The sequence below is a fragment of the Aeromonas sp. 2MA4 genome, assembly GCF_029237305.1.
GTDB lineage: Bacteria > Pseudomonadota > Gammaproteobacteria > Enterobacterales > Aeromonadaceae > Aeromonas > Aeromonas salmonicida.
Genome location: NZ_JAACFY010000015.1, coordinates 103,777 through 126,436, shown reverse-complemented (window position 1 = coordinate 126,436; position 22,660 = coordinate 103,777). Strand labels below are relative to the sequence as shown.

The 22,660-nt window shown below is 60.4% G+C and carries 22 protein-coding genes and 1 riboswitch; of the genes, 10 read left to right on the top strand and 12 right to left on the bottom strand.

The annotated features are described in order from the left end of the window. The first annotated feature begins 478 nt into the window (after positions 1-478). On the top strand, positions 479-970 hold the full coding sequence (locus GWQ31_RS15660) for an RNA-binding protein (RefSeq protein WP_005321648.1): 492 nt from the start codon (positions 479-481) through the stop codon (positions 968-970). A gap of 18 nt (positions 971-988) precedes the next feature. Here the strand turns inward: GWQ31_RS15660 and murI are convergent, their stop codons facing one another. The 3 genes from murI to GWQ31_RS15645 form a co-directional block, all read right to left on the bottom strand. Then, positions 989-1,780 (bottom strand): glutamate racemase, encoded by a 792-nt coding sequence (murI, locus tag GWQ31_RS15655; protein WP_265463080.1) that lies wholly within the window; start codon positions 1,778-1,780, stop codon positions 989-991. Between the two features lie 116 nt (positions 1,781-1,896). Further along, on the bottom strand, positions 1,897-3,732 hold the full coding sequence (locus tag GWQ31_RS15650) for a TonB-dependent receptor (RefSeq protein WP_275909736.1): 1,836 nt from the start codon (positions 3,730-3,732) through the stop codon (positions 1,897-1,899). Positions 3,733-3,783: 51 nt separating this feature from the next. After that, positions 3,784-3,962, bottom strand: a riboswitch (cobalamin riboswitch). A gap of 36 nt (positions 3,963-3,998) precedes the next feature. Next, positions 3,999-4,901, bottom strand: a complete 903-nt coding sequence (locus GWQ31_RS15645) for a LysR family transcriptional regulator (protein ID WP_087756776.1) — start codon at positions 4,899-4,901, stop codon at positions 3,999-4,001. A 111-nt stretch (positions 4,902-5,012) separates the two neighbouring features. Here GWQ31_RS15645 and GWQ31_RS15640 point away from each other — a divergent pair, with 111 nt between their 5' ends. The 4 genes from GWQ31_RS15640 to GWQ31_RS15625 all read left to right on the top strand — a co-directional run bounded on the left by GWQ31_RS15640 (position 5,013) and on the right by GWQ31_RS15625 (position 7,941). Then, on the top strand, positions 5,013-5,939 hold the full coding sequence (locus GWQ31_RS15640) for a sodium-dependent bicarbonate transport family permease (protein ID WP_005321662.1): 927 nt from the start codon (positions 5,013-5,015) through the stop codon (positions 5,937-5,939). Between the two features lie 5 nt (positions 5,940-5,944). Beyond that, positions 5,945-6,247, top strand: coding sequence for a hypothetical protein (locus GWQ31_RS15635; protein ID WP_005321666.1), 303 nt, complete (start codon positions 5,945-5,947; stop codon positions 6,245-6,247). Positions 6,248-6,310: 63 nt separating this feature from the next. Continuing rightward, on the top strand, positions 6,311-6,820 hold the full coding sequence (purE, locus tag GWQ31_RS15630; RefSeq protein ID WP_265422517.1) for a 5-(carboxyamino)imidazole ribonucleotide mutase: 510 nt from the start codon (positions 6,311-6,313) through the stop codon (positions 6,818-6,820). Continuing rightward, positions 6,817-7,941 (top strand): 5-(carboxyamino)imidazole ribonucleotide synthase, encoded by a 1,125-nt coding sequence (locus GWQ31_RS15625; protein WP_275909735.1) that lies wholly within the window; start codon positions 6,817-6,819, stop codon positions 7,939-7,941. The genes purE and GWQ31_RS15625 overlap by 4 nt, the downstream gene beginning before the upstream one ends. Before the next feature lie 80 nt (positions 7,942-8,021). Here the strand turns inward: GWQ31_RS15625 and GWQ31_RS15620 are convergent, their stop codons facing one another. The 6 genes from GWQ31_RS15620 to ftnA form a co-directional block, all read right to left on the bottom strand. After that, positions 8,022-9,218, bottom strand: coding sequence for an MFS transporter (locus GWQ31_RS15620; protein WP_265422515.1), 1,197 nt, complete (start codon positions 9,216-9,218; stop codon positions 8,022-8,024). Positions 9,219-9,327: 109 nt separating this feature from the next. Further along, on the bottom strand, positions 9,328-10,059 hold the full coding sequence (locus GWQ31_RS15615) for a LytTR family DNA-binding domain-containing protein (RefSeq protein WP_219591563.1): 732 nt from the start codon (positions 10,057-10,059) through the stop codon (positions 9,328-9,330). Next, positions 10,053-11,726, bottom strand: a complete 1,674-nt coding sequence (locus tag GWQ31_RS15610; protein WP_275909734.1) for a sensor histidine kinase — start codon at positions 11,724-11,726, stop codon at positions 10,053-10,055. Before GWQ31_RS15610 ends, GWQ31_RS15615 begins: the two co-directional genes overlap by 7 nt. Positions 11,727-11,962: 236 nt before the next feature. Further along, on the bottom strand, positions 11,963-12,601 hold the full coding sequence (gene leuE / locus GWQ31_RS15605; RefSeq protein ID WP_021140185.1) for a leucine efflux protein LeuE: 639 nt from the start codon (positions 12,599-12,601) through the stop codon (positions 11,963-11,965). 108 nt (positions 12,602-12,709) lie between these two features. Continuing rightward, on the bottom strand, positions 12,710-13,894 hold the full coding sequence (locus GWQ31_RS15600) for an NAD(P)/FAD-dependent oxidoreductase (RefSeq protein ID WP_275909738.1): 1,185 nt from the start codon (positions 13,892-13,894) through the stop codon (positions 12,710-12,712). A gap of 273 nt (positions 13,895-14,167) precedes the next feature. Then, the gene (gene ftnA, locus GWQ31_RS15595; protein ID WP_005319436.1) at positions 14,168-14,692 is read right to left on the bottom strand and encodes a non-heme ferritin; all 525 of its coding nucleotides are present in this window, start codon (positions 14,690-14,692) and stop codon (positions 14,168-14,170) included. Between the two features lie 197 nt (positions 14,693-14,889). On the opposite strand from ftnA, the gene GWQ31_RS15590 reads away from it, so the two are divergent. Beyond that, on the top strand, positions 14,890-16,683 hold the full coding sequence (locus GWQ31_RS15590; RefSeq protein ID WP_275909733.1) for a diguanylate cyclase: 1,794 nt from the start codon (positions 14,890-14,892) through the stop codon (positions 16,681-16,683). A 63-nt stretch (positions 16,684-16,746) separates the two neighbouring features. Here the strand turns inward: GWQ31_RS15590 and fabV are convergent, their stop codons facing one another. Then, positions 16,747-17,934 carry an enoyl-ACP reductase FabV gene (gene fabV, locus GWQ31_RS15585; RefSeq protein ID WP_275909732.1) on the bottom strand — a complete coding sequence of 396 codons (1,188 nt, stop codon included), beginning with the start codon at positions 17,932-17,934 and terminating at the stop codon, positions 16,747-16,749. A 376-nt stretch (positions 17,935-18,310) separates the two neighbouring features. Here fabV and GWQ31_RS15580 point away from each other — a divergent pair, with 376 nt between their 5' ends. Together GWQ31_RS15580 and trpS are read left to right on the top strand one after the other, a co-directional pair. Further along, complete coding sequence (locus GWQ31_RS15580) at positions 18,311-18,745, top strand: universal stress protein (RefSeq protein ID WP_275909731.1); 435 nt, start codon at positions 18,311-18,313, stop codon at positions 18,743-18,745. Positions 18,746-18,935: 190 nt separating this feature from the next. Next, the gene (gene trpS, locus GWQ31_RS15575) at positions 18,936-19,949 is read left to right on the top strand and encodes a tryptophan--tRNA ligase (RefSeq protein WP_275909730.1); all 1,014 of its coding nucleotides are present in this window, start codon (positions 18,936-18,938) and stop codon (positions 19,947-19,949) included. Here trpS and GWQ31_RS15570 read toward each other — a convergent pair. After that, the gene (locus tag GWQ31_RS15570) at positions 19,928-20,902 is read right to left on the bottom strand and encodes a LysR family transcriptional regulator (protein WP_125609250.1); all 975 of its coding nucleotides are present in this window, start codon (positions 20,900-20,902) and stop codon (positions 19,928-19,930) included. The two genes, trpS and GWQ31_RS15570, sit on opposite strands and share 22 nt — an antisense overlap. 91 nt (positions 20,903-20,993) lie before the next feature. Between GWQ31_RS15570 and GWQ31_RS15565 the strand changes: the two genes are divergently transcribed. Beyond that, complete coding sequence (locus GWQ31_RS15565) at positions 20,994-21,893, top strand: EamA family transporter (RefSeq protein ID WP_005319455.1); 900 nt, start codon at positions 20,994-20,996, stop codon at positions 21,891-21,893. Next, positions 21,878-22,039, top strand: a complete 162-nt coding sequence (locus GWQ31_RS15560; protein ID WP_096119800.1) for a hypothetical protein — start codon at positions 21,878-21,880, stop codon at positions 22,037-22,039. The genes GWQ31_RS15565 and GWQ31_RS15560 overlap by 16 nt, the downstream gene beginning before the upstream one ends. A gap of 156 nt (positions 22,040-22,195) precedes the next feature. Here GWQ31_RS15560 and GWQ31_RS15555 read toward each other — a convergent pair whose 3' ends face one another. Next, on the bottom strand, positions 22,196-22,654 hold the full coding sequence (locus tag GWQ31_RS15555; RefSeq protein ID WP_265458304.1) for a DUF6314 family protein: 459 nt from the start codon (positions 22,652-22,654) through the stop codon (positions 22,196-22,198). Positions 22,655-22,660 lie beyond the last annotated feature (6 nt).

Here is a 22,660-nt window from a genome sequence, read left to right as displayed (position 1 = left end):
GCCCACACAGATTGCTTGATTCAAATTGTTAAAGAGCGTCACGCTTGTCGCGTTGAGGAGGCGCATATTACGCTCCTCACTTCGAAAGTCAAGCGGTTGTTTTCGCTTTTCTTTCGGCGCCGGCTTCGCAAGGAAGCTGGCTCATCAGTTCGGCGTGTTCCGCCGTGCTGGTAGGGGCGCATTATAGGGAGCGTGATCACGATGACAAGGCTTTTTTTGAAGAAAGTCACGGAAACTTCAAATTATCCAATTAGAAACAGCTTACTCAGTGTATATATACAGTGTTATCCACAACCTGATGATTTCAGTCCTGTTTTATCGTCATTTAAGTGCGCCTTCCCCCATTGGGGAATGCCATACTGGAACGGATAATGTGTCCCAAGTGGTCCATGGTAGCGCCCGGCTGGAAAGCTGGTTACCATGGAGGTGAATAGAGTGTTGCACCTTTTTTGCTTTCATTTACAAAAGGTCTTTAAAGATGAATTTATCCAAGTTTCCCGTTTATGTGCAGGCTGCCATCCTTGCCCTGGTGTTGGCGCTGGTTGGTTATCTGGTTGCCCAGGCTCTGCAGTTTTCTTTGAAAGCCGAAGTGATTTTTGCTGTAGGTCTGGCCATCGGTGGTTTCATCGTGCCGCTGTTCCTTAAGCGGACACCTGCCGCCGCAGGCGAGCTGGCCTCTGGTCAAGAGACTTGCACCTTATATGTAGGCAACCTGCCGTATCGCGCCAACGAGATTGCCGTGCGTGAACTGTTTGCCGAACAGGGACAGGTGATCTCTGTCCGTCTGATGAAGGACAAGGCCACCGGCAAACGCAGAGGGTTTGGTTTTGTGGAGATGCCAGCCGCCGATGCCGCCAAGGCCATCGCCGTGCTCAATGACAAGGAGTATCAGCAGCGTACCCTCAAGGTACGTGAAGCCAACGACAAGCGGGATAAAGATGAGAGAGAAGGCAGCGAAGTCGATGCCTGATCCCCTGGCGGTCACGAGTTAGTACCGCACCTCTTCGAGTGATGACAGCCCCCAAGCTTGCAAGGGGGCTGTCAATTTTTGGGCTTGTGCATCCAGTCGGGTGCAATATGCCCTGGCCTGCACCACTGCTTGCGAAGGCTGCTCAGCCACGGTAGCCAATAGATGTGCCACCCGTCTTGCCACAGCGCTCCCTGAATCCACCAGCTGACATCCTGGCATCAATTGCCGGATCTCGTCATTGAGCAGCGGGAAGTGGGTGCAACCCAGCACCAATGTATCCGGCCTTTCCTCTCCTTCCATCCAGCCCGTCAGCACCTCCTGCAACAGCGCCATGTTTACCGGCCGTCCCGCCAGCTTGTGCTCGGCTTCGATCACCAGTTCAGTCGCGCCCTTGAGCAACACCCGCTTGCCCGGGGCAAACTGGGTAATGAGGTGATGAGTATATTCACGGCTGACGGTGCCCGGGGTCGCCAGCAGCCCGATACACCCATTGCGGGTCAGGGCTGCAGCCGGTTTGATGGCAGGCACCACGCCGACAACTGGAATGGTCAGGGCGGCCCGCAAGGATGGCAGGGCTATGGTGCTGGCCGTATTGCAGGCAATCACCACCAGATCGATGGCATGCTCGGCCACCATGTGACTGACCAGACGGGTGCAGGCAGCAATCAACGCTGACTCGCTCAGCTCACCATAGGGGAAGTTGGCATTGTCAAAACAATAGAAGTAGTTGTGTGCCGGCAGCGCACGGCGGATCTCGCGATAGATGGTCAAACCACCCATGCCGGAGTCGAACACTAGAATATTGGCCACCTGACCTCCCCCTTTGGTGCAAGGCAGCGATCATACTCCCGCCTGCCGCCAATAGAAAAGGCCCTGCCAATGGCAGGGCCTCGCTTTTTATCTTCTATATATAGCAGCGCTGGCGATCAGAGGCGGTAGTCCGCCGTCAGCTTGAACTCGGTACCCGCAGAGGCATAGCCATAGGCCGGGGCATAGTCGCGATCGAACAGGTTGTCGATGCGGCCGCCCAGCGTGAGCTGAGGCGTCACCCCATAGCTGGCCCCCAGATTGATCAGGGTGTAGGAACCCAGTTCCACACGCTCTGCAGGGAAGCTGCTGAAGTTCTTGTCATCCCGCTTGCCCACATAGAGCAGCTCGGTGGAGAGATCGACCGGGCCCAGCTGCACCTGGGTCAGCCAGCTGGCTTTCTGCTTGGCGCGGCGCAGCAGTTGCTGATCTCCATCGTTCTTGTCTTCGGCCCGGGTGTAATCGAAGCTGACGTCGTGATGGAGCAGTCCGGTTTCCAGACCCAGCGCCACTTCCACGCCACGGATCTCGGCATCCGTGTTGTCCGGCTTGCAGGTGGAGAACGCACTCTGACAGGCAATCAGGTTCTTGATCTTGTTGCGATAGAGGTTAAGTGACCAGTCCCAACCGGTATAACGACCCGCAAAGCCCAGCTCCAGGTTCTTGCTCTCTTCCGGCTTCAAATCCGGATTCTCATAACCGGGATAGTAGAGGTCGAGGAAGGTCGGCGCCTTGAAGCCGGTGCCATAACTGAGCCGTACATTGTGGTTGTCATCTATGTCCAGCCCGCTGGCGGCAGACCAGGTGTTGTGACGGCCATACTGCTTGTTGTCATCGGTACGGCCAGAGAGCTCCCACAGCAGGGCCTGCCAGCGGTAGCTGCCCACCGCAAACAGACCTGTGTTGTCTCGGTCGGGGGCATTGAACGCCTGACCAGAGCTGCGCGAGTCGGATTTCAACTGCTCCTGCTGCCAGTCGGCACCACCAGTCAGGTTGAGTCCCTCGACGCCGCTCCAGCTGTTGATCCAGGAGAAACGGGTCAAGCCGGTGTGGATCGGCTGGGCGCTGGATTCCCCCTTGCTCTCCAGCCAGCTCTTCAGCTTGTTCTCGCCATAGCTGGCCTCAAGCCGGCTGGTCAGCGTCTCGCTCTGGAACTTGAGACCACCATCATACTGGAAGGCCTGTACCCGGCTCTGGTCAGCCGACTGATAGGCATCATCCATCTCGGTCTGGTTGTCATAACCCTGGGCGTTGAAGTCCCCACTCCAGGCATCACTGAACGCATGATTCAACCCGAACTGGCCGTTCAGACTGTCGAAGCCATCCCGATCCGGCTGCTGGGCATTGGCCACCACATCGAAACCATCGGTACGCTCGTAGCCGATCATCATATTCATGTCGGTCTGCTGACCCAGGGCCTGCACGGTACGCACCTGACCCTGGCCGTAACCATTGCTGCCCACACCACCCTTAAGATGGGTCTCGCTGCCATTCTTGGCGGAAGTTTTGGTGATGAGGTTGATGACGCCACCGATGGCATCTGCGCCATAGACAGCAGCGCGCGGACCCCGGATGTACTCGATGCGCTCGATATTGCCCAGCGGGATCTGGCTGAGGTCTGGTGTGCCGGCCACCATGGCGGCGATGGGGCGCCCATTCATCAGCACCAGCGAATGGTTGGAGTTGGTACCGCGGATGAACAGGCTGCTCATGTGCCCTCGCCCACCTAGCGTGGTGATCTGCACACCCGGCAACGTCTTCAACAGCGCTGGCAGGCTCTGCACCTGACGGGATTCGATCTCGGCGCGGTCGATCACCACAACGGGTGCCAGTACCGAGCTGATGGGTTGTTCCACCCGATTGGCGGTGATCACCAGGGTAGGATTGACGGGGATGGTCGTCTGGGCGAAGGCCGCCGTTGGCAACAGGGCAGCCACCAATAATTTCTTGGACATGAGAGATCCTTAAGTTCGCGTAAGCATCTACTTCGTAGCCGGTTTCTCTCGGCCCGAAATACGAACTTTGGCAGGTCTTCGGGCTGGGGGGCTGATGGCCTACGGCGACGGCTTCCCACCTGACGGCAGTGCCCTGATGTCGCTTCGTTCCCCCTTACCGCTGCGCGCCAGCTCCGGATTTTCACCGGATTCCCTATTAAGCATGATGCGCCAAAGCGGAGGGGATTATAGGCAGAGCCAGATTGGATGTATAGCCATCCAGATTTCTATTTCTGCTTTTCCAGCTCCACCAGCCGCTGCCTGGCTCCCTCCATCACCGCCTGTACACCGGGATGGGAGAGGTGACGGCCAGCAGAGACCAGATAATAGGAGAGCGTGACCTCGGGCAAGGTGGCAATCCGCTCGACACCATAGAGGCGCTCAATCTCGTCACGCATCGCAAGGGGGGCGGGAAAGATCCCCATGCCCGCCTTGCCGAACGACTTCATCAGGGTCGAGTCGTCAAACTGGCCGACCAGATGGGGATGTATGCCCTGCTGGCGATACCAGGCCAGCAGCCGATCATGGGTCGCCGACTTCTCGCCGGGGATAAGCAGCGGCAGCCCTTCCAAAGAGGCGGGAAACCCCGAACGGGCACGAGCCGCCAGCGCCGGGCTCGCAAACAGTGCCAGCGGGCTGCGTCCCAGTTCATGGTTGTAGCCACGTACGCCACTATCTGGTGGCAGTGGGCGATCGATCAGCACCATATCCAGCTTGTGTCTGGCCAGCTCGCTGAATAGCTGTTCGGCCCGCTCTTCATGGCAGATCAGCCGCACCGGCGTCGTCAGCGCCATGGCCGGTGCCAGCAGCTCAAACGCCAGAGTGCGGGGCACCGAGTCGGCAATCCCCACCTGCATGGTCAGCTCCTGGCTGGCGTGGCGCAGTGTGTGTTCCAGCTCGGCTCCCAGCGAAAAGATGGCGCCGGCCTGCTCAAGTGCCTGGCGCCCCGCAGCCGTCAAGACGAGCCGCCTCCCCTCCCGGCTGAACAGCGCCACCCCGAGAGACAACTCCAGCTCCGCGACCTGACCACTGATGGTTTGCGGAGTGAGATGAAGCTGTTCGGCGGCCCGTGTCACGCTGCCGCTGCGCGCCACATGCCAGAAGTAATAGAGTTGTTTGTAGTTGAGCATCCGGGTTCCTATCAGTTTTTGCCGAACAATCATCAATCAAAATCTGATTTTATCGAAGCATCATGCACTCTAGCATGCAAGCATCCTGTGAATTGCCTCCTGCGACCCCTCATGCTGGATGTTGTTGTACTCTTTTTCCTGTTTGGCCTGCTGGCTGGTCTGGTGCGATCCGAGCTCAAGTTGCCCCCCGCACTCTATGACACCCTCTCCCTCTTCCTGCTGCTGGCCATCGGCCTCAAAGGCGGTGTGGGCCTGGCCCAGCAATCCTTGTTGCCACTGCTGCCACAACTCGCCCTGGTGATACTGCTCGGTGTGGTGCAAACCCTGGCAGGCTTTGCCCTGTTGCGCATCAAGATGAACCGGATCGATGCCGCCGCCACCGCAGCCCACTACGGCTCGGTCAGCGTGGCGACCTTCGCAGTCGGGGTAAACTGGCTCACCGAGCGCGGCATCAGCTTCGAATCCCAGCTATCCATCTTCCTGGCTGTGATGGAAATCCCGGCCATCCTGGTGGGCATAATGCTGGCGCGCGGGGTGAGCCGCCAGACCCGCTGGCGCATGCTGGCCCATGAAACTTTCCTCGGCAAAGGGGTGACCCTGCTGCTCGGTGGCATGGCCATCGGCTATCTGGCCGGGCCGCAAGGCATAGCCCCCCTCAAACCCCTTTTTGTGGATCTGTTCAAAGGAGCGCTCGCCCTGTTCCTGCTTGAGATGGGTTTGATAGTGGCACGCCAGTGCCAGGATCTGCGCCGCCATGGCCTGTTTCTGCTCGGCTTCGCCCTGCTGATGCCGCTCGCCTCGGCAGGACTGGGGTTGACGGTCGGCAAGCTGATGGGGCTCTCCCTTGGCGGACTCACCCTGCTGGCCACCCTGGCGGCCAGCGCCTCCTATATTGCCGTGCCAGCGACCTTACGCATCGCCGTGCCCCAGGCCAACCCGGGGTTGTCCCTCAGCGCCGTGCTGGGCGTCACCTTCCCCTTCAACATCATGCTGGGGATCCCGCTCTACCACAGCTGGGCCCGCCACTTCACGGAGTAGCCATCATGCAGACCGAGACCCGTACCCTGCTGACCGTCATCACGGAAGCAAATCTGGAACCCACCCTGCTGCGCACCCTGACCCGGGAAGGGCTGCGGGGCTACACCATCACGGATGCACGCGGACGAGGGGATCACGGCGAGCGCAACGCCAGCTGGAGCGAGAGCGGCAACATCAGGCTGGAGGCGATTTGCAGCCGCGAGCAGGCGGAACGACTACTCGCCCACCTGCAGAGTCGCTACTACCCCGACTACGCCATGATCGCTTTTCTGCAACCGGTCGAAATCGTGCGACCCGAAAAATTCTGAGCCGGCTTGCCGGCTCTTTTTGCCTAACGAAAGCAAACGTTTAACAGCAAGGAACCAGAAAAAATGAACACCCCTCCCCTGATCGGCCTGGTAATGGGCTCCGACTCCGACTGGCCCGTGCTGCAGGCGGCAGCCCGCATCCTCAAGGAACACGGCGTGCCCTACGAAGCGCGGGTGGTCTCGGCCCACCGCACCCCGGACCTGCTGTTCGAGTATGCAGCCAGTGCCCGCGATCGCGGCCTGCGGGCCATCATCGCCGGGGCCGGCGGCGCCGCACACCTGCCGGGCATGGTCGCCGCCAAGACCACTGTGCCCGTGCTGGGGGTGCCCATCCCCTCGCGCCACCTCAAGGGGATGGACTCCCTGCTCTCCATAGTGCAGATGCCCAAGGGGGTGCCGGTCGCCACCTTCGCCATCGGCGAGGCGGGGGCCGCCAACGCCGCCCTGTTCGCGGTCTCATTACTGTCGGTCACCCAAGATGGCGAGGCCCCCCGCTACCAGCAACAGCTCGACGACTTCCGCGCCAACGAGCGTGACCGGGTGCTGGCTCTGCAACTGGAGGACCCGGCATGATACTGCCACCCGCCACCCTGGGCATGCTCGGCGGCGGCCAGCTTGGCCGCTACTTCGTGATGGCCGCCCACCGCCTCGGCTACAAGGTGGTGGTGCTGGATCCCGACCCAGCCAGCATCGCTGGCGCCGCAGCCGATCACCATATTGTCGCCCCCTATGACGACCAGGCAGCCCTGCACGATCTGGCCAGCCGCTGCGCCGCAGTCACCTGCGAGTTCGAGAACGTACCGGCCCCCTCTCTGGCGCTGCTGGAACAGCAGTTACCGGTACGCCCGACGGCCAGCCCGGTCAGGATCTGTCAGGATCGACGGGAGGAAAAAGCCTTTCTGACCCGTGCCTGTGTGCCTGTGGCTCCCTACCTGACTCTGCTGCCGGATGAGCCACTGCCCCCTCTGGGTGCGGAGCTGTTCCCCGCCATCCTCAAGACCGCCCGCGAGGGGTACGACGGCAAGGGCCAGTGGCAGGTCGGCAATCTGGATGAGCTGGCAAGCGCGCTGACCGCCAGCGGCGTACCTTGCGTACTGGAAAAACGCCTGCCGCTGGAAGGGGAGTTTGCCCTCACCCTGGCCCGCAGCCCGAGCGGTGCCATCAGCGCCCTGCCTCTGGTGCAGAACTGGCACAGTGGCGGCATTCTCGATCAAACCCGCTCCCCGGCAAATGTCCCTGCGCTGGAGGCTGAGGCGAAAGACATCGCCGAGCGGCTGATCGCGGCGCTCGACTACGTCGGCGTGCTGACGGTGGAGTTTTTTCTGGTGGAAGGTCGGCTGTTGGTCAACGAGATGGCGCCCCGCCCCCACAACTCGGGTCACCCCAGCCTCGACAATGCCGAGTGCAGCCAGTTCGAGTTGCAGGTGCGCGCCCTGTGCGATCTGCCGCTGCCGGCAAAAGCCGAGGTGCGACCCGCCATCCTGATCAATCTGCTCGGGGATCTCTGGCACGGGGGCACACCAGACTGGGCAGGGGTGCTGGCCCTGCCCGGAGTGCACCTGCATCTCTATGGCAAGGGCGAGGCTCGCCCCGGCCGCAAGATGGGTCATGTCACCATCACAGGCCGTGACTGGCCCACGGTGGAGGATACTAGCCGCCATGTACGCAGCCTGCTGGGGCTGCCCCCACGCTGAGCTGCACTCCCTTGAATGCAAAGACCCGGGCCAAGCCCGGGTCTTCTTTTTCATGCTGTCATCACTATGGAATGAAGGGATCAGGCCCTGTCGGCGGATACCACGACAGGCGCCGGCAAGCGGATGGTCAGGGAGAGCACCAGGGCCACCACCATCAGCACCAGGATCAGGTTGAAGGTCGCCATAAAGCCGCCGAACAGGGAGGCCACGATGGAGCCTATGATGCTGCCCAGACCAAAGCCCAGATAGATGACGCCATAGTTCTTGGTCAGGTTGTTGAGACCGAAGAAGTCGCTCACCAGGGAGGGGTAGACTGTAATGGTGCCGCCGAAGCTGAAGGCCACGCAGGCCACCGCCACGAAGAAGAGATTGGCATTGAGCGGCACGAACAGCAGCAATCCCATGCCACCGAGGGTGATCAGCTGGGCTATGGTGATGACCCGGATGCGGGACATCTTGTCGGACAGAATGCCCAGCACCAGTCGACCACCCAGGTTGGCCATGGCGATCACCGCGACCGCATTGGCAGCCACCGCAGTCGACAGACCCACCATGTTCTCGCCGATATCCTTGGCCACGCCGATGACGTAGAGGCCGCTCATGCAGGCGGTGAGGAACATCAGCGCCAGCATCCAGTACTGCGGCTTGCGCATCGCCTCGGCCAGGGTGAAATCACGGCTCTCGGTCTGCTGCGCCGAAGCGGCCTGCTTGGGTGCATCCTTCATCAGCATGCCGCCAACCAGCACCATGGACATGGCGATCAGCCCCCACAGCTGGAAGGTCGCTTCCAGGCCGTTGTTGGAGAGCAGCAGCAGGTTGATGTACTTGAAGCCGAGGCTGCCCAGGCCATAGGCGCCGATGGAGCAGGCGGAGATGAAGCCCTTTCGCTCCGGGAACCACTTTACGCAGTTGGAGAGGGTCATCAGGTAGCCGGTACCGTCGGCAAACCCCACCAGAATACCGGCGCAGAGGTAGAGCATGGCCAGATTGCTGGCGTGGGCGGTGAGGAAGAAGCCGATGCCAAGCAGCACGCCGGCCCCCAGGGTGACATTGCGCACCCCGAACCGCTCCTGCAACTTGCCCGCCATGGAAGAGGCGACCGCCAACGACAGGCTGAGCAGACCAAAGGCAAACGCCACCTGGCTGACCGGCTCGTCCAGCTTGTCGGAGAGCTGGGCGTTGAACAGGCTCCAGGTGTAGACGGAACCCAGCGCAAACTGGGTAATGATGGTACCTATCAGGGTGAGGTACCGGGTGCGGTTCATCTCTTTGGTCATGATGCGTCTCGGTCGATGGCCTTAAGGAAATTGAGGCCACTATAGGCAAGACGCAGCTCGTGCCAGCCGATTAAGGCATGAAATGCAGATCGGCAGGAATGAATGACAATCAGAGCCGCATCAGCTGACGGAACGCCTTGATGTTGCTGCGACTGACCGGCACCTCGAACGGCAGATCATGGAGCCGGATGAGATAGGTACTGTTGAACCAGGGCACTATCTCGCGGATCTTGTTGATGTTGACGCAGTAGGATCGGTGGCAACGGAAGAAGCCCTCCGCAGGCAGCCGGCTGACAAACTCGCTGATGGTCATGTTCATCACGTAGCGATCGGTGCGGGTATAGACATAGGTCAGCTTTTCGTCCGCTTCCGCGTAGTAAATCTGCTCGCAGGGGGTGACTATGATGCGCTCCCCCTTCACCAGATTGACGGTGCGATTCTGCGGGCTGCTCCCCTCGCCCCCCTGCACCGGCTGAGACTTGCCCGCCAGCTCGAGCTTTTGCAGCAGATTGATGATGCGCGGCTCGTTGTAGGGCTTGAGGATATAGTCGAACGCCTCCAGCTCGAACGCTTCCACCGCAAACTCCTTGTAGGCGGTGACGAAGACGATGTGGGGCGGATGGCTCGACTTGTGCAGGTTCTTGGCCAGCAGCAGGCCATCGATGGAGGGGATCTGGATATCCAGAAACACCACGTCCACCTCGTGATCCTGCAGGTATTTGAAGGCCTCCAGTCCGTCCTCGAAACTCGCCACTATCTCAATCTGGCTGTGCTGGCCCACCAGATAGGCCAACTCCTCCCGGGCCAGATATTCATCTTCGACAATAATGGCTTTCAACATGGCATCGCCTCCGGATCCGGCAGATAGAAACAGACTTCGGTTCCGGGCTCCAGCCGTCTGAGCTGCAGACCGTCGCCATAGAGCAGCTTGACCCGCTGATGAACGTTCATCAGCCCTATGCTGCGGCTCTCCACCCGACCGGCGGCCACGCCATCGATCACCGCCTGACTGATGCCGTAACCGGTATCGCGCACAGCCACCCGAATCCCCCCCGCCAGCTGTTTCACCTCGATGGTGACCCGGCCCGGCGCACTGCGGGGCTGGATGCCGTGCAGAATGGCGTTTTCCACCAGCGGCTGCAACAGCAGGCTCGGTACCTGGATGTGGACGTCATCCACCTCGAACACCACCTCCAGCTTGTCGCCGAAGCGGGCCTGCTCGATGGCGATGTAATCGCGCACCTGCTGCAGCTCCTCCTGAATATCGATGAGCTCGTCCCCCTTGTTGAGGTTGTAGCGCAGATAGTCCGCCAGATTGGCAATGAGCTGGCGCGCCTGCTGGGGACGAATGCGGATCAAGGATGAGATGGCGTTGAGGGCATTGAAAAGGAAGTGCGGGTTGATCTTGCTCTGCAGGACGGTGAACTCCGCCTTGCGGGTCATCTCTTTCAACTGCTCGATGCGCGACACCTCCATCTGGGTGGAGATGAGCTGGGAGAGGCCCACCGCCATCTCTCGCAGAGAACTGGTAATGCTGTGGGTGCGGCGGTAGTAGATCTTGAGGGTGCCGCTGACGGCGCTGTTTTCCCGCAGCGGAATGATGATGACAGAGTGAAAATCTGACAGGTGATACTGGCGCAGATCGTTGTTGATGATGATCTGGTCCAGCAACACGGCCCGCTGGGTCATGTCGCTGATGGCGTGGTGCTCGTCCAGCTCGTAGTAATCCTTGCCCACCCCCACGTAGGCCAGCACGTCGCGGGTATCTGTGATGGCTACCGCATCGGCATGAATCTCATGGCAGATGACGCCGCACACCTGGCCAAGAGAGTGGCGATCGACCTTCTGGAAGAAGGGCAACGTCTTGTTGGCGATATCCAGCGCCAGCTTGGCCTGCTTGGCGGCAATCAGCTCCTTCTCGTCATCCAGATCCTGCACCAGCTTGATGATGAGCCCGATGCAGAGCGCCCCGGCGATCATCGGATAGGCGATGTGGCTGACGATCTCCACCCCCACCTCATGAGGTTCGGTCAGCAGCCAGATCAGCAACATGGTCAGCCCCTCGCACAACATGCCCGCCAGTATGCCGTAGAGCCAGAGTCGCGACTTGCGGCAGCGCAGGTGCAACCAGGTGGCGAGCAGACCGGCAATGATGCTGGCGATGAGACAGGGGATCGAGGTGTGACCATCCATGTCGATGAGGTAGCGGTGCAGGCCCGAGATGACCCCGGCCGGAATGCCGACCCAGGGGCCGAACAGGATACCACCCGAAATGATGGCGATGATCCGCACGTTGATCAGCGCCCCCTCCACCGGAATGCCGGTATAGGTACTGAACACGGCGAACAGGCCGAAGATGGAGGCGACCAGCACCAGCTCGGCCGGGGTGTGATCACGCTTCTGGAACAACCGCTGGAACGGTCTTGTACGGGTCAGAAAGAACAGGGTCATCAGCATCAACGCCGCCCGTTCAAACACCGCCAACAACATCATCTGATTTTCGAGCATGGGCCCTCCTGCCTCTGGCCACCAGGGCGCACTATGAGATGTATAAGCCAATTGTCTGCTGACCATGAAAGCCAGGGGAGGTCATCCCTGCGCCGTCTGGCGGGCGAACAGCACCCGCACAGGCGTCCCCTTTTGGGCGCCGTAGTTTACCTCAGGCAGGCGCCCAAGGGAGCATCGGGATGCGAGATGGCCAGAAACGCTCATCGGCCAGTCCGATGAGCGCATCCGGTGGGGGATCAGGAAGAGATGGTGGCGAGCCTGGCGGCGAAACCCATGAAGAAGAGGCCAATCAGGCCATTGCCGAGTCGGGCAGCGGTTTGTCGCTGGCGGAAGAAGCGGGCCATCAGGGTGCCACCGAAGATCAGCAGGGTCAGATAGACGAAGCTCATGGCCTCCAGCATGCCCGCCAGCACCAGGTAGGAGAGCCAGGTGTGGGCATAGTTGAAATCGATGAACTGCACGAAGAAAGAGACGTAAAACAGGATCGCCTTGGGATTTGTGAGGCTCAGGGTCAGCGCCTTGGAGAAGTAACGCTCACCCGGGTCCACCACCGACTCCTGCCCTTCACGCTTGGCGACAAAATTGGCGTGCAGTATCTTCACCCCCAGATAGAGCAGGTAGATGGCGCCGAGGTAGCGCACCAGAGTAAACAGCAGGGGCGTGGTACGGATGAGAGAGGCCACCCCCAGGTAGGCGCAGAAGATCAGGATGGCATCACCGACGAAGACGCCGAGCGCCGCCCGATAACCGGGACCTACGCCACGGCTCGCCCCGGTGCGCAGCACATAAAGGGAGTTGGGGCCCGGCGCTATGATGATGAAAAAGAGACCGACCAGATAGGTCCAGACATTGACGACACCCAGACTCTCAAACATCTTCCACCTCGCCAGCAAACAAGAACAGGCAGGCAGCCCCGCCGGATAAAATAGTGAACTGCCACTCTATACCAATTTTCCTGCCGCCGGGAACAGGACCGTCGCAGATCAGCAGTACTGGCCGGCCACCCAGCCGGAAGACCAGGCCCACTGGAAGTTATAGCCCCCGAGCCAGCCGGTCACGTCTACCACCTCGCCGATGAAGTAGAGACCGGGCACCTTACGCACCTCCATGGTTTTGGAGGAGAGCTCGTTGGTATCCACGCCGCCCAGGGTCACCTCGGCGGTGCGATAGCCTTCGGTGCCGTTCGGCAGTATCTGCCAATCCCCCAGCAGGGTGGCGATGGCCTCCAGCTCTCGCTCGTTGTACTGGCGCATCGGTTTGCTATTGAGCTGACCCAGCTCCACCAGCTTGTCGACGAAACGCTTTGGCAGCTCGCGACCCAGCACGGTTTTCAGCTCCTGGGCAGGATGGGCCTGCGCCCATGCCTTGAGCGCCGCTGGGATATCCAGCTCGGGCAGCAAGTTGATATGGATCTTCTCCCCCGCCAGCCAGAAGGAGGAGATCTGCAGTATGACGGGGCCGGAGAGACCGCGATGGGTAAACAGCATGGCCTCCTTGAAGCGGGTGCCATCCTCGGCGGTTACCGCCACCGGCAGGCTGACACCCGCCAGATCGGCAAAGGCCTCTTTCTCGGCTTGATGCAGGGTAAACGGCACCAGACCGGCGCGAGTAGGCAACACATTGAGGCCAAACTGCTCCGCCAGCTTGAAACCATAGGGAGTCGCGCCCAGCTTGGGCATGGAGAGGCCACCAGTGGCTACCACCAGAGAGTGGCAGCTCACCTCCCCCTTGCTGGTACCGAGCACAAAACCGGCCTCGGTCCTGGTGACCGACAGGATCTCGGTCTGGAACTGCAGGGTGACGCCAGCCCAGTCGCACTCGGTGAGCAGCACATCGACTATCTCCTTGGCACTCTCGTCACAGAACAGCTGGCCCAGGGTCTTCTCGTGGTAGTTGACCCCGTGCCTGTCCACCAGGTCGATGAAGTCCTGCTGGGTGTAGCGTGCCAGCGCCGATTTGCAAAAATGGGGATTGCCCGAGAGGAAGGCGTAGGGCCCGGCCTGATGGTTGGTGAAGTTGCAACGACCACCACCGCTGATGAGGATCTTGCGACCCGGCTTCTTGGCGTTGTCGAGCACCAGCACGGAGCGCCCGCGATAACCCGCCTGCTGGGCACACATCAAACCGGCCGCACCGGCCCCGATCACCACCACATCCACTTGCATCATCACTGCCCTACTCATCAGACGGCCAAACACGCGACCAAAAAAAACCACCGCAACGGCAACTCATCAAAAACAAAAAACGGCCCATAAAAAGAACCGTTCTTGTGCCTGCCAAGCACCACCGCAACGGCAACCCGTAAAAAACAAAAAACGGCCCATAAAAAGTACCGTTATCATGCCTGCCAAGCACCACCGCAACGGCAACCCATAAAAAACAAAAAACGGCCCATAAAGGGGCCGTTATTGTACTGGGTGAACACTAAGTGTCCACGACTATCAGGCGTTGCCATCCATGACGCTGGCGGGGGCACCCTTGGCCAGCTCGGCCAGCTCCTTGTCGATGAAGTAGAGACCCTTGCCATCTTCGCCCACCAGCGATAGACGGTCGACGATGCTCTTGAACAGCTTCTCCTCTTCATGCTGCTCGGCCACGTACCACTGCAGGAAGTTGAAGGTGGAGTAGTCCTGGGTGGTGAATGCCACGTGAGCCAAGCCATTGATGCACTGGGTGATGTGATATTCGTGTTCGAGGGTGTTACGGAAAATGTCGCCCAGGGATTTGAATTCGTGGGGAGGCGCATCGATGGCGCCCAGCATCGGCATGGCGCCGGTCTCGCTCACGTAGGTGAACAGACGCTCCATGTGCTGGCGCTCCTCGACGGCGTGCTGACGCAGGAAGGTGGCGGCACCTTCGAAACCCTTGTCCTCACACCAGGCGCTCATCTGCAGGTAGAGATTGGAGGAATAGAATTCAAGATTAATCTGCTCGTTCAACTTCTCGATCATGGCTTTTGCCAACATGCTGATTCTCCACTGTGATTTGATCACGATTGTCGCCACTGTTTTAACACGAATCAACCAGATACGGCGGCCAAACTGCTCAGTTGTGACCGTTTTTCGCCTCATCCTATCCCCCATACAGGTATAGAGAAGCAAAGAAACATGGTGTACATGGATTCAGCCATTATGATGGCGCCAGTGGTCAGGGAAAGGATTCAATGAGATTCATAACGGCACTGGCACTGCTCTGGATAACCCAGTTGCAGGCCGCTCCCTCCTTGCTGGAAGAGGCTGAATTGCAGGCGGCGCGCGATCCCGTCGGCTATCTGCAACGCCTCGATGCCAACCCGCAGCAGGATATGGAGCTGTTTTATGCCAGAGCCCTGGCCCAGGCAGCCCTGGGTCACTATCCGCAGGCCCTGCTCGACAATGCCAGAGCCCGCGAGCTGGCCAGTGCCCAGCAGCAACCCCTGCGCCTGCTCGATTTTCAGCTGCAAGAGGTTGCCCTGATCCTGGATACAGAGGCACCTGATGAAGCCCTCCGTCTGCTGGCCCGGCTCAAACCCGCCGTTATCGACCACCCAATGCAAGCATCTGAATGGCATGCCCTGAACGGGCTGGCACTCTATCGCACCCAGCAGTTGAAAGAGGCGATCGCCGAACTCAAGACTGCCTTTCGCCTCAAGCAATCCGCACGAGACAAACCGGTTGCCAGCCTGGACTCAGCCCGTCTCTTGATGACCCTGGGCAACCTCTATGCCGACCTGAGTCTGCCCAGAGAGGCGGAAACCTATTATCGGGAAGCCCTTCAGCAGATGGTGCAGCTGGACGAGCCAAACAGCCAGACCATCATCAAAGCCAACATGGCACGGCTCTACATAGACACGGATCGCCCCACCCAGGCCAGACAACTGCTCGACAGCCTGCTGGCTACGCCCCATCTGGCGCCGGATTACCGCGCCATCATCCTCGGCTATCAGGCCATGGCGCTCAACGCCCAGGGTGACTGGACGACAGCCCTGCGCAGTCTGGACGAAGCGCAGGCACTCTATCAGCAGTTGGGATATCAGGATGCGGGGGAACGCCTGCTCGAGACCCGGGTCAAGGCATTGCAGGGCCGGGGAGAGATACAGCTGGCGTTGCAACTGCTGACGTCCCAGGGCCACCCCAGCGCCGGCAGCAAGGCATTGCAAGCCAGCCTGCTGGCCCAGCAGGGCCGCTATCCGGAGGCTTATGAGGCCTTGTCCGCCTACATGAACGATTACAAGCAACACTTCAATCAGGCGCTGAGCCAGCATGCCGCCACCTTTCAGGCCGAGATGGATCTGGCCCGCAGCGAGGCCAACAACCGGGTGCTGCAAGAGGAGAACGAGCGCAAGCGCCAGCAGTTGCTGCATCAACAGAGCGCCCGCAACTACCAGCTGATGCTGGTCGGCCTGCTGGCTGGCGCCCTGCTCCTGCTCGGCATCACCACCCACAGGCTGCACCGCAGCTCACGCCACCTCTACAAGCTTGCCACCTTCGATCAACTGACGGAGTTGCCCAACCGCCGCGCCCTGCTGGAACGGCTTGCCATCCAGTGGCAGCAGGAAGACCCGCTCACCCTGATCATCATCGATATCGATCACTTCAAGCAGATCAATGACAGACACGGCCATCAGGCGGGTGATCGGGCCATCCAGCGGCTGGCACGGGAGCTGAGCGACTGGGCCCCGAACGCACAGCTGATAGGGCGTTGGGGAGGAGAGGAGTTTCTGGTGGCGGTACCACTGGCGGCAGAGGATTGCTGGCACCTGGCAGAGCAGTTACGCCTGAGGATTGCCCAGCTGGACACACCGCACATGACCATCAGCATCGGCATAGCGGGGCGTTCAGGGGCCGATGAGGGGCTTGGCCCGCTGATCCACCGCGCCGACATGGCTATGTATCAAGCCAAGCGCCAGGGCCGCAACCAGACCATATTGGCGACAACCCCTTCGGCGCAGGATGAACTGACCAGCAGCGTGGCCTGACGGTCAGTGAGCACGGCCACCCGCGCAGAATGAAACCAGGATAACTTGACCAGCCGGGCGGGATCAGGGCACCAGCTCGGTCAGGGACGCCACATCCACCGGCGCCCCATAGTCGACACCGGGCAGCTCAAAACCGTTGAGCTGCATGAAATCCTGCCGCAAGCCGGCAAAATCCCCCAGGGTATGGAAGTTGTCCGGCGTCACCTTTGACCAGAGTGTCGAGACGGCGGCCTGAATGGCCGGGTCCAGCTCGTGGTCATCCATCCGGATCAGCCGGTTGCCATCGGCCACCACGCCCTGCGGCCCATACATCTTGCTGGCAAACAGCCGCTGCATCTGCTCGATGCAGCCCTCGTGCACGCCACGCTCCTTCATCACCCCCATCAGCAAGCCGAGGTAAACCGGCAGCACAGGGATATAGGCGCTCGCCTTGGTCACCAGCGCCTTGCAGACCGACACCCAGGCGTGGCCGCCGATGTCGGCCAGTTGCAGGTTGATAGTCTCAGCGGTGGCGTGCAGGTGCTCCTTGGCGTAGCCGATGGTGCCGTCCCGATAGAGGGGATAGGTGGATTCGGGGCCTATGTAGGAGTAGGCCACGGTCCGGGCGCCGGGGGCGAGGCAATCGGCCTGCTGCAACGCCAGCATCCAGAGCTGCCAGTCCTCGCCGCCCATGACTGTGACGGTGTCGCGGATCTCCTCCGGGGTGGCGGGCGCCAGGGATTGTTGCACCAGCTTGTCCTGCTCCAGATCCAGCCCCCAGCCGCTGAAAGGCTGGCCCGTGGTCTTGAGTGCGGAGCGCACCTGACGGCCATCCGGTAATACCCGGATACCGCTGGCCAGCGAGTAGATCACCAGATCCACCTGCCCCAGCTGCTGGCGAATGGTGTCGATGGCCTGCTGGCGCATCCCGTCGGAGAAGGCATCACCGATCAGGTTGACGGCGACGCGCCCCTCCTGCTCCGCCGCCTGCCGAAACCAGATATTGTTGTACCAGCCTGCGCTGCCGAACCCCTTGTCGGACGGGCCTCGCTCGAACGAGACGCCGACGGAATCGGCACCGGCCCCGAAGGTCAGCGCTATGCGGGAAGCCAGCCCGAAGCCAGAGGAGGCACCGAGCACCAGCACCCGCCTGGGCCCGTTGAAACTGCCCGCAGCCTTGACGCTGGATATCTGCTGCAACACGGCGGCCCGACAGCCGATGGGATGACAGTTGCGGGCAACGCAACCCTGGATCTGGGGATGAATGATCATGACGGGATCTCCAAAGGAACTGGCTACAGCATAACCAAGAAGTTGCGGATTACCTTGATGTCGGGCGGGATATGGGCAGTAAGGGGCAGAAAAACAAGAGGGAGCGCGAGGCTCCCCAAAGCGGTATTCAGATGCTTTTTATTGTTTTGTGTTCATTGCGAAGCACGGGCACATCCTATGCCTGCCACCCTCGCCGGGCAAGTCGAGGGGTGTGACTCAGGTCAAACTCCTGTTCGATTTATAGACAATTTATGACGCATGACATAGAAGAAGCCCCATAAGAAACTCATTTAAATCCCAAAACTGTGTCGAGAACGCCATTTTAGTTTCATCAGACATTGGTATAGTGAACTCAGGATCAGTGAGGAGAATTCCCATGAATGGAACCTATTACCAACACATACTGGCCGCTATCGACCTGTCGGAAGATAACCGCAAGGTGATCGAGAAGGCGGTTGATCGAGCCCGTTCCAACGGCGCCAAGCTGTCCGTGATCCATGTGGACGTGGACCTCAAGGATCTCTACACCGAGATGATCGATATCGACATCGACAACGTGCAGGATCAGGTGATCGCCGAAGCGAAAGAGAAGCTGGAGACCTTCCTGGCCTCGGTGGACTACCCCATCGAGAAGAAGCTGGTGATCTGCGGTGATCTGAGCGAACGGGTCAACCAGGCGGTCAAGGATTACCAGATAGACCTGCTGGTGTGCGGCCATCGTCAAAGCTTCTGGAGCCTGCTTACCTCCAGCGCCCGTCAGCTGATGAATACGGTACCCTGCGACCTGATGGTCGTTCCCTTGCAGAAGTGATCAAACTGGCGTAGTTTTATTTGCCATGAATATGACCATCTTCAATCACAACTACTGGTGGTGCTGCTTCTAAACAGGCGGCACTGCTTTTCTATGTAAAATATCCCAAAGAAAACACCGTGACCGCCGAGAGGCGGTCATTGTTTTTAGCCCTTTGTCGCCTCCCGGCCCACCCACTGGAGAGAGTGACATGCACAACCCCATCATACTGACCGGCGATCGTCCCACCGGCAAACTGCACATAGGCCACTACGTCGGCTCATTGCGTCAGCGCGTGGAAGCCCAGCACCACTACCGCCAATTCGTGATGATCGCCGATCTGCAGGCCCTGACCGACAACGGCCACAATCCGGCCAAGGTGACCGACAACGTGCTGGAGGTGATGGCCGATTACCTGGCAGCCGGCCTGGATCCTGCCAAGACCACCTTCTGCCTGCAGAGCGCCCTGCCCGCCCTCGCCGAGCTCACCACCTATTACCTCAATCTGGTCAGCGTCGCCCGACTGGAGCGCAACCCCACCGTCAAGGCGGAGATCCAGCAGAAAGGGTTCGAGCGCAGCCTGCCGGCCGGTTTTCTCATCTACCCGGTCAGCCAGGCCGCCGACATCACCGCCTTTCGCGCCACCCATGTGCCTGTGGGTGAAGACCAGCTGCCCATGCTGGAGCAGACCAACGAGATAGTCCGCCGCTTCAACGCTCTGGTGGGTAAAGAGGTGCTGACAGAGTGCCAGCCAATCCTGAGCGACACCGGCCGTCTGCCCGGCATAGACGGCAAGGCCAAGATGTCCAAGTCCCTCGGCAACACCATAGAGCTCGGCATGTCAGCGGAAGAGGTCAAGCAAGCGGTGTTCGCCATGTATACCGATCCCAATCACCTCAATGTGAGCGACCCGGGTCAGGTGGAGGGCAATACGGTATTCGCCTATCTGGATGCCTTCCATCCCGACAAGATGCTGGTGGCGGAGATGAAGGCTCATTACCAGCGCGGCGGGCTCGGCGACATGCGCTGCAAACAGGTGCTGAACGACTGCCTGCAAACCCTGCTCGCCCCCATGCGGGCGCGGCGCCAGGCGGCGATTGCCGACAAGCGGCAGCTACTGGCCCTGTTGCAGCAAGGTACCCAGCAGGCCCGTCTACTTACCGACGAGGTACTGGCGGAGGTGAAAAGTGCCATGGGGCTGGATTACTTCGCCGGGCTGGGTTGATCCGCACTGCGCTGGGCCACACTGCCCAGCGCATTCGCGCCATAGCGCTCGAAGGCAAGTCGGTGCAGCAACCCCTTGAACCAGCCAATGGCCTGGTCATGGGCGGTGAGCGGGTGGCCCGCCATCAGGTAGACGATGGGGATATCCGGGTTCAGCTGATGCAGGCGCAGCGGGTAGTAGCGGCAGAAGTGGCGCCCTATCATCTCGGGTACCACCACCAGATAGCGGCCGGTCGCCATCAGCGGCGGGACCGCCATAAAACTCGGCAGCCGCACCCCCAGCTCACGCTCAACCCCGAAACGGGCCAGCCAGAGATCCACCATGGCCTGACTGTGGCCCCAGCTGGAGGTATGGATATGAGGGCGGCTGACCAGTTCGGCAGGCCCCAGCACCTCGGGCAACTCACTGCCTAGCGGTGACAAACAGACCAGCGGGTTGTTGAACCAGGGCTCGCGCCACAGGCGGGGCGAGAAGTGATTGGCATCGGCGAACCCGATCACCAGATCCAGCTCCCCCTTCTCCAGCTCTCGCTCGTAGTCACTGTCTGCCAGCTCGCACACCTCCAGCCGGCAGTGTGGTGCCTGCCGGTGCAGCTGTTCCACCAGCGCCGGTACCAGACCGTGCTCCACCGAACCCGGGGTGGCGATGCGAAAGATCCGCCGCGCGCTGGCGGGATCGAACCCCTCCGCCTGCCGCAATCCCTGTTCCAGCATGGCCAGCGCCTGACGCACGGGTCCTGCCAGGGTCTTGGCTCGCTCGGTCGGCATCATTTCGCGCCGACTCATGACGAACAAGGGGTCATCCAGCGCCTGCCGCAACCGCCCCAGGGCGTGACTGACGGTGGACTGGGAAAGGTGCAGACGCTCGGCGGCACGGGTGACGTTTCGCTCCTGCATCAGCATGTCGAACACGGTCAGCAAGTTGAGGTCGAGGCGGGAGAGAGGGAGTTCCATCGATATCTGCCATAGTTGAATGACGACAATTCATTTTTGGCATAGTAGCAGATTGCATAGAATGCGCTGGCGAATTACATCGGAGATTAACATGCGTAGCTATCTGTTGTTGCTGGCGATTGGCCTGTTGTGGGGCTCCCAGTTCATTTTCATGCATCAGGCCGTGACCGAGTTGCCCCCCATCATGGTGGCGGCCGGACGAGCCTTGTGCGGCAGCCTGACCCTGGGTCTGCTCTGCCTGTTCATGCGTCTCAAGAGCGAGCACACACCATGGCGCACTTACATGCTGATCGCCCTGCTCGATGCCACCCTGCCCTTCATCATGGTGGCCTGGGGTCAACAGTATGTGGATAGCGCCATCGCCGCCGTGGTAATGGGTTGTATCCCCTTTGTCACCATCTTGATGGCTCCCCTGTTGCTTTCCGGTGAAAAAATCACCAAGGGCGGTCTGGTCTCGGTGATCATCGGCTTCATCGGTGTGCTGGTGTTGTTCTGGCCGAAACTGGCCAACGGCATGAACGCCGGCCTGCTCGGCGCCGTGGCCATACTGTTCGGGGCCAGCTGCTTTGCCATCGGCCTGCTGATGATCAAGCGCTTCGCCAAGGACCACCCTGTGGTGGTGGCGCGCAACATACTGATCTCTTCGGCTATCCAGCTGATGCTGGCGGCCCCCTTCCTGACCGATCTGAGTGCGCTCACCATGCCGAGCCAGCATGCCATCAGCGCCGTTGTCGTGCTGGGTGTCTTCTGTACCGGTCTGGTCTACTTCCTCTACATGGCGCTGATCCAGAAGGCGGGCCCGACCTTTGCCTCCTTCAGCAACTATCTGGTGCCGCTGTTCGGCGTCATGCTGGGTGCCATGTTCCTCGGCGAGCAGATCCAGTCCACCACGGGTGTGGCACTGGCCCTGATCCTGGGCTCGGTCGCGCTGAACCAGTGGGCACAGCAACGCCGCGCACAGCGGGAGGCTGCCCTATGTCAGGCATCCTGACCACCTTGTGTGGTGGCCTGGTGCTGATTGCCGGCTGGCAATATCGCCACCGGCTGGCCGGCCTGCTCGGCCTGCTGATGGTGCTGCTGCCCTGGTTCTTCGACAGCAAGCTGCAAGCCATGCTGAGCTATGCGTTGCATGCCTGAATACCGATGCTGAATGTGTGACGAGAGTGTATCTCTCCTGTTTTTGGGACCGTTTTAAAAAAACCTCCGATTTGTCCCCTCTACCGGCGCTTTGCGCCGGTTTTTTTATTTCTGCATTTTCATGGTCTGGGATTGGACAGGTGCCCGACGTGAGGGTCATCTCAGGTAGCGATAACTGAGCCGCTCATTCTTGCGCGGGCCTGTGATCTCCCAGCTCAGCAGAAAACCGCTGTCGGTCTCTGTCAGCTCGGCACTGTAGTGATCCTGGCCACACAGGTGAGGCTCAGCCGTCAGCCAGCGGCCATCCCCTTGCGGCAACAGCTCGAACAATTCCACCGGCTTGGCATAACGCAGGTGGGATAGACGGATCCCCCGATCGCCGCGCTGCCACCAGAAGTGGTTGTGCATGGTCAGTACACGGCCATGGGGCGTGGTGTAACGGCCTGTCTCGGCGAACAGCCAGCCTCCCTGATGATCGGTCACCTCCACATCACCCTCACCACGACCACACCAGTCAGTCGCGGACCCCGCACCATTGCTTGCCTCGAAGGCAAAGGCGCGGATCTGTGGCAACTGGCGCCATAAACGCTGGATCACAGCTTCCATCTCGGCCATCATAGC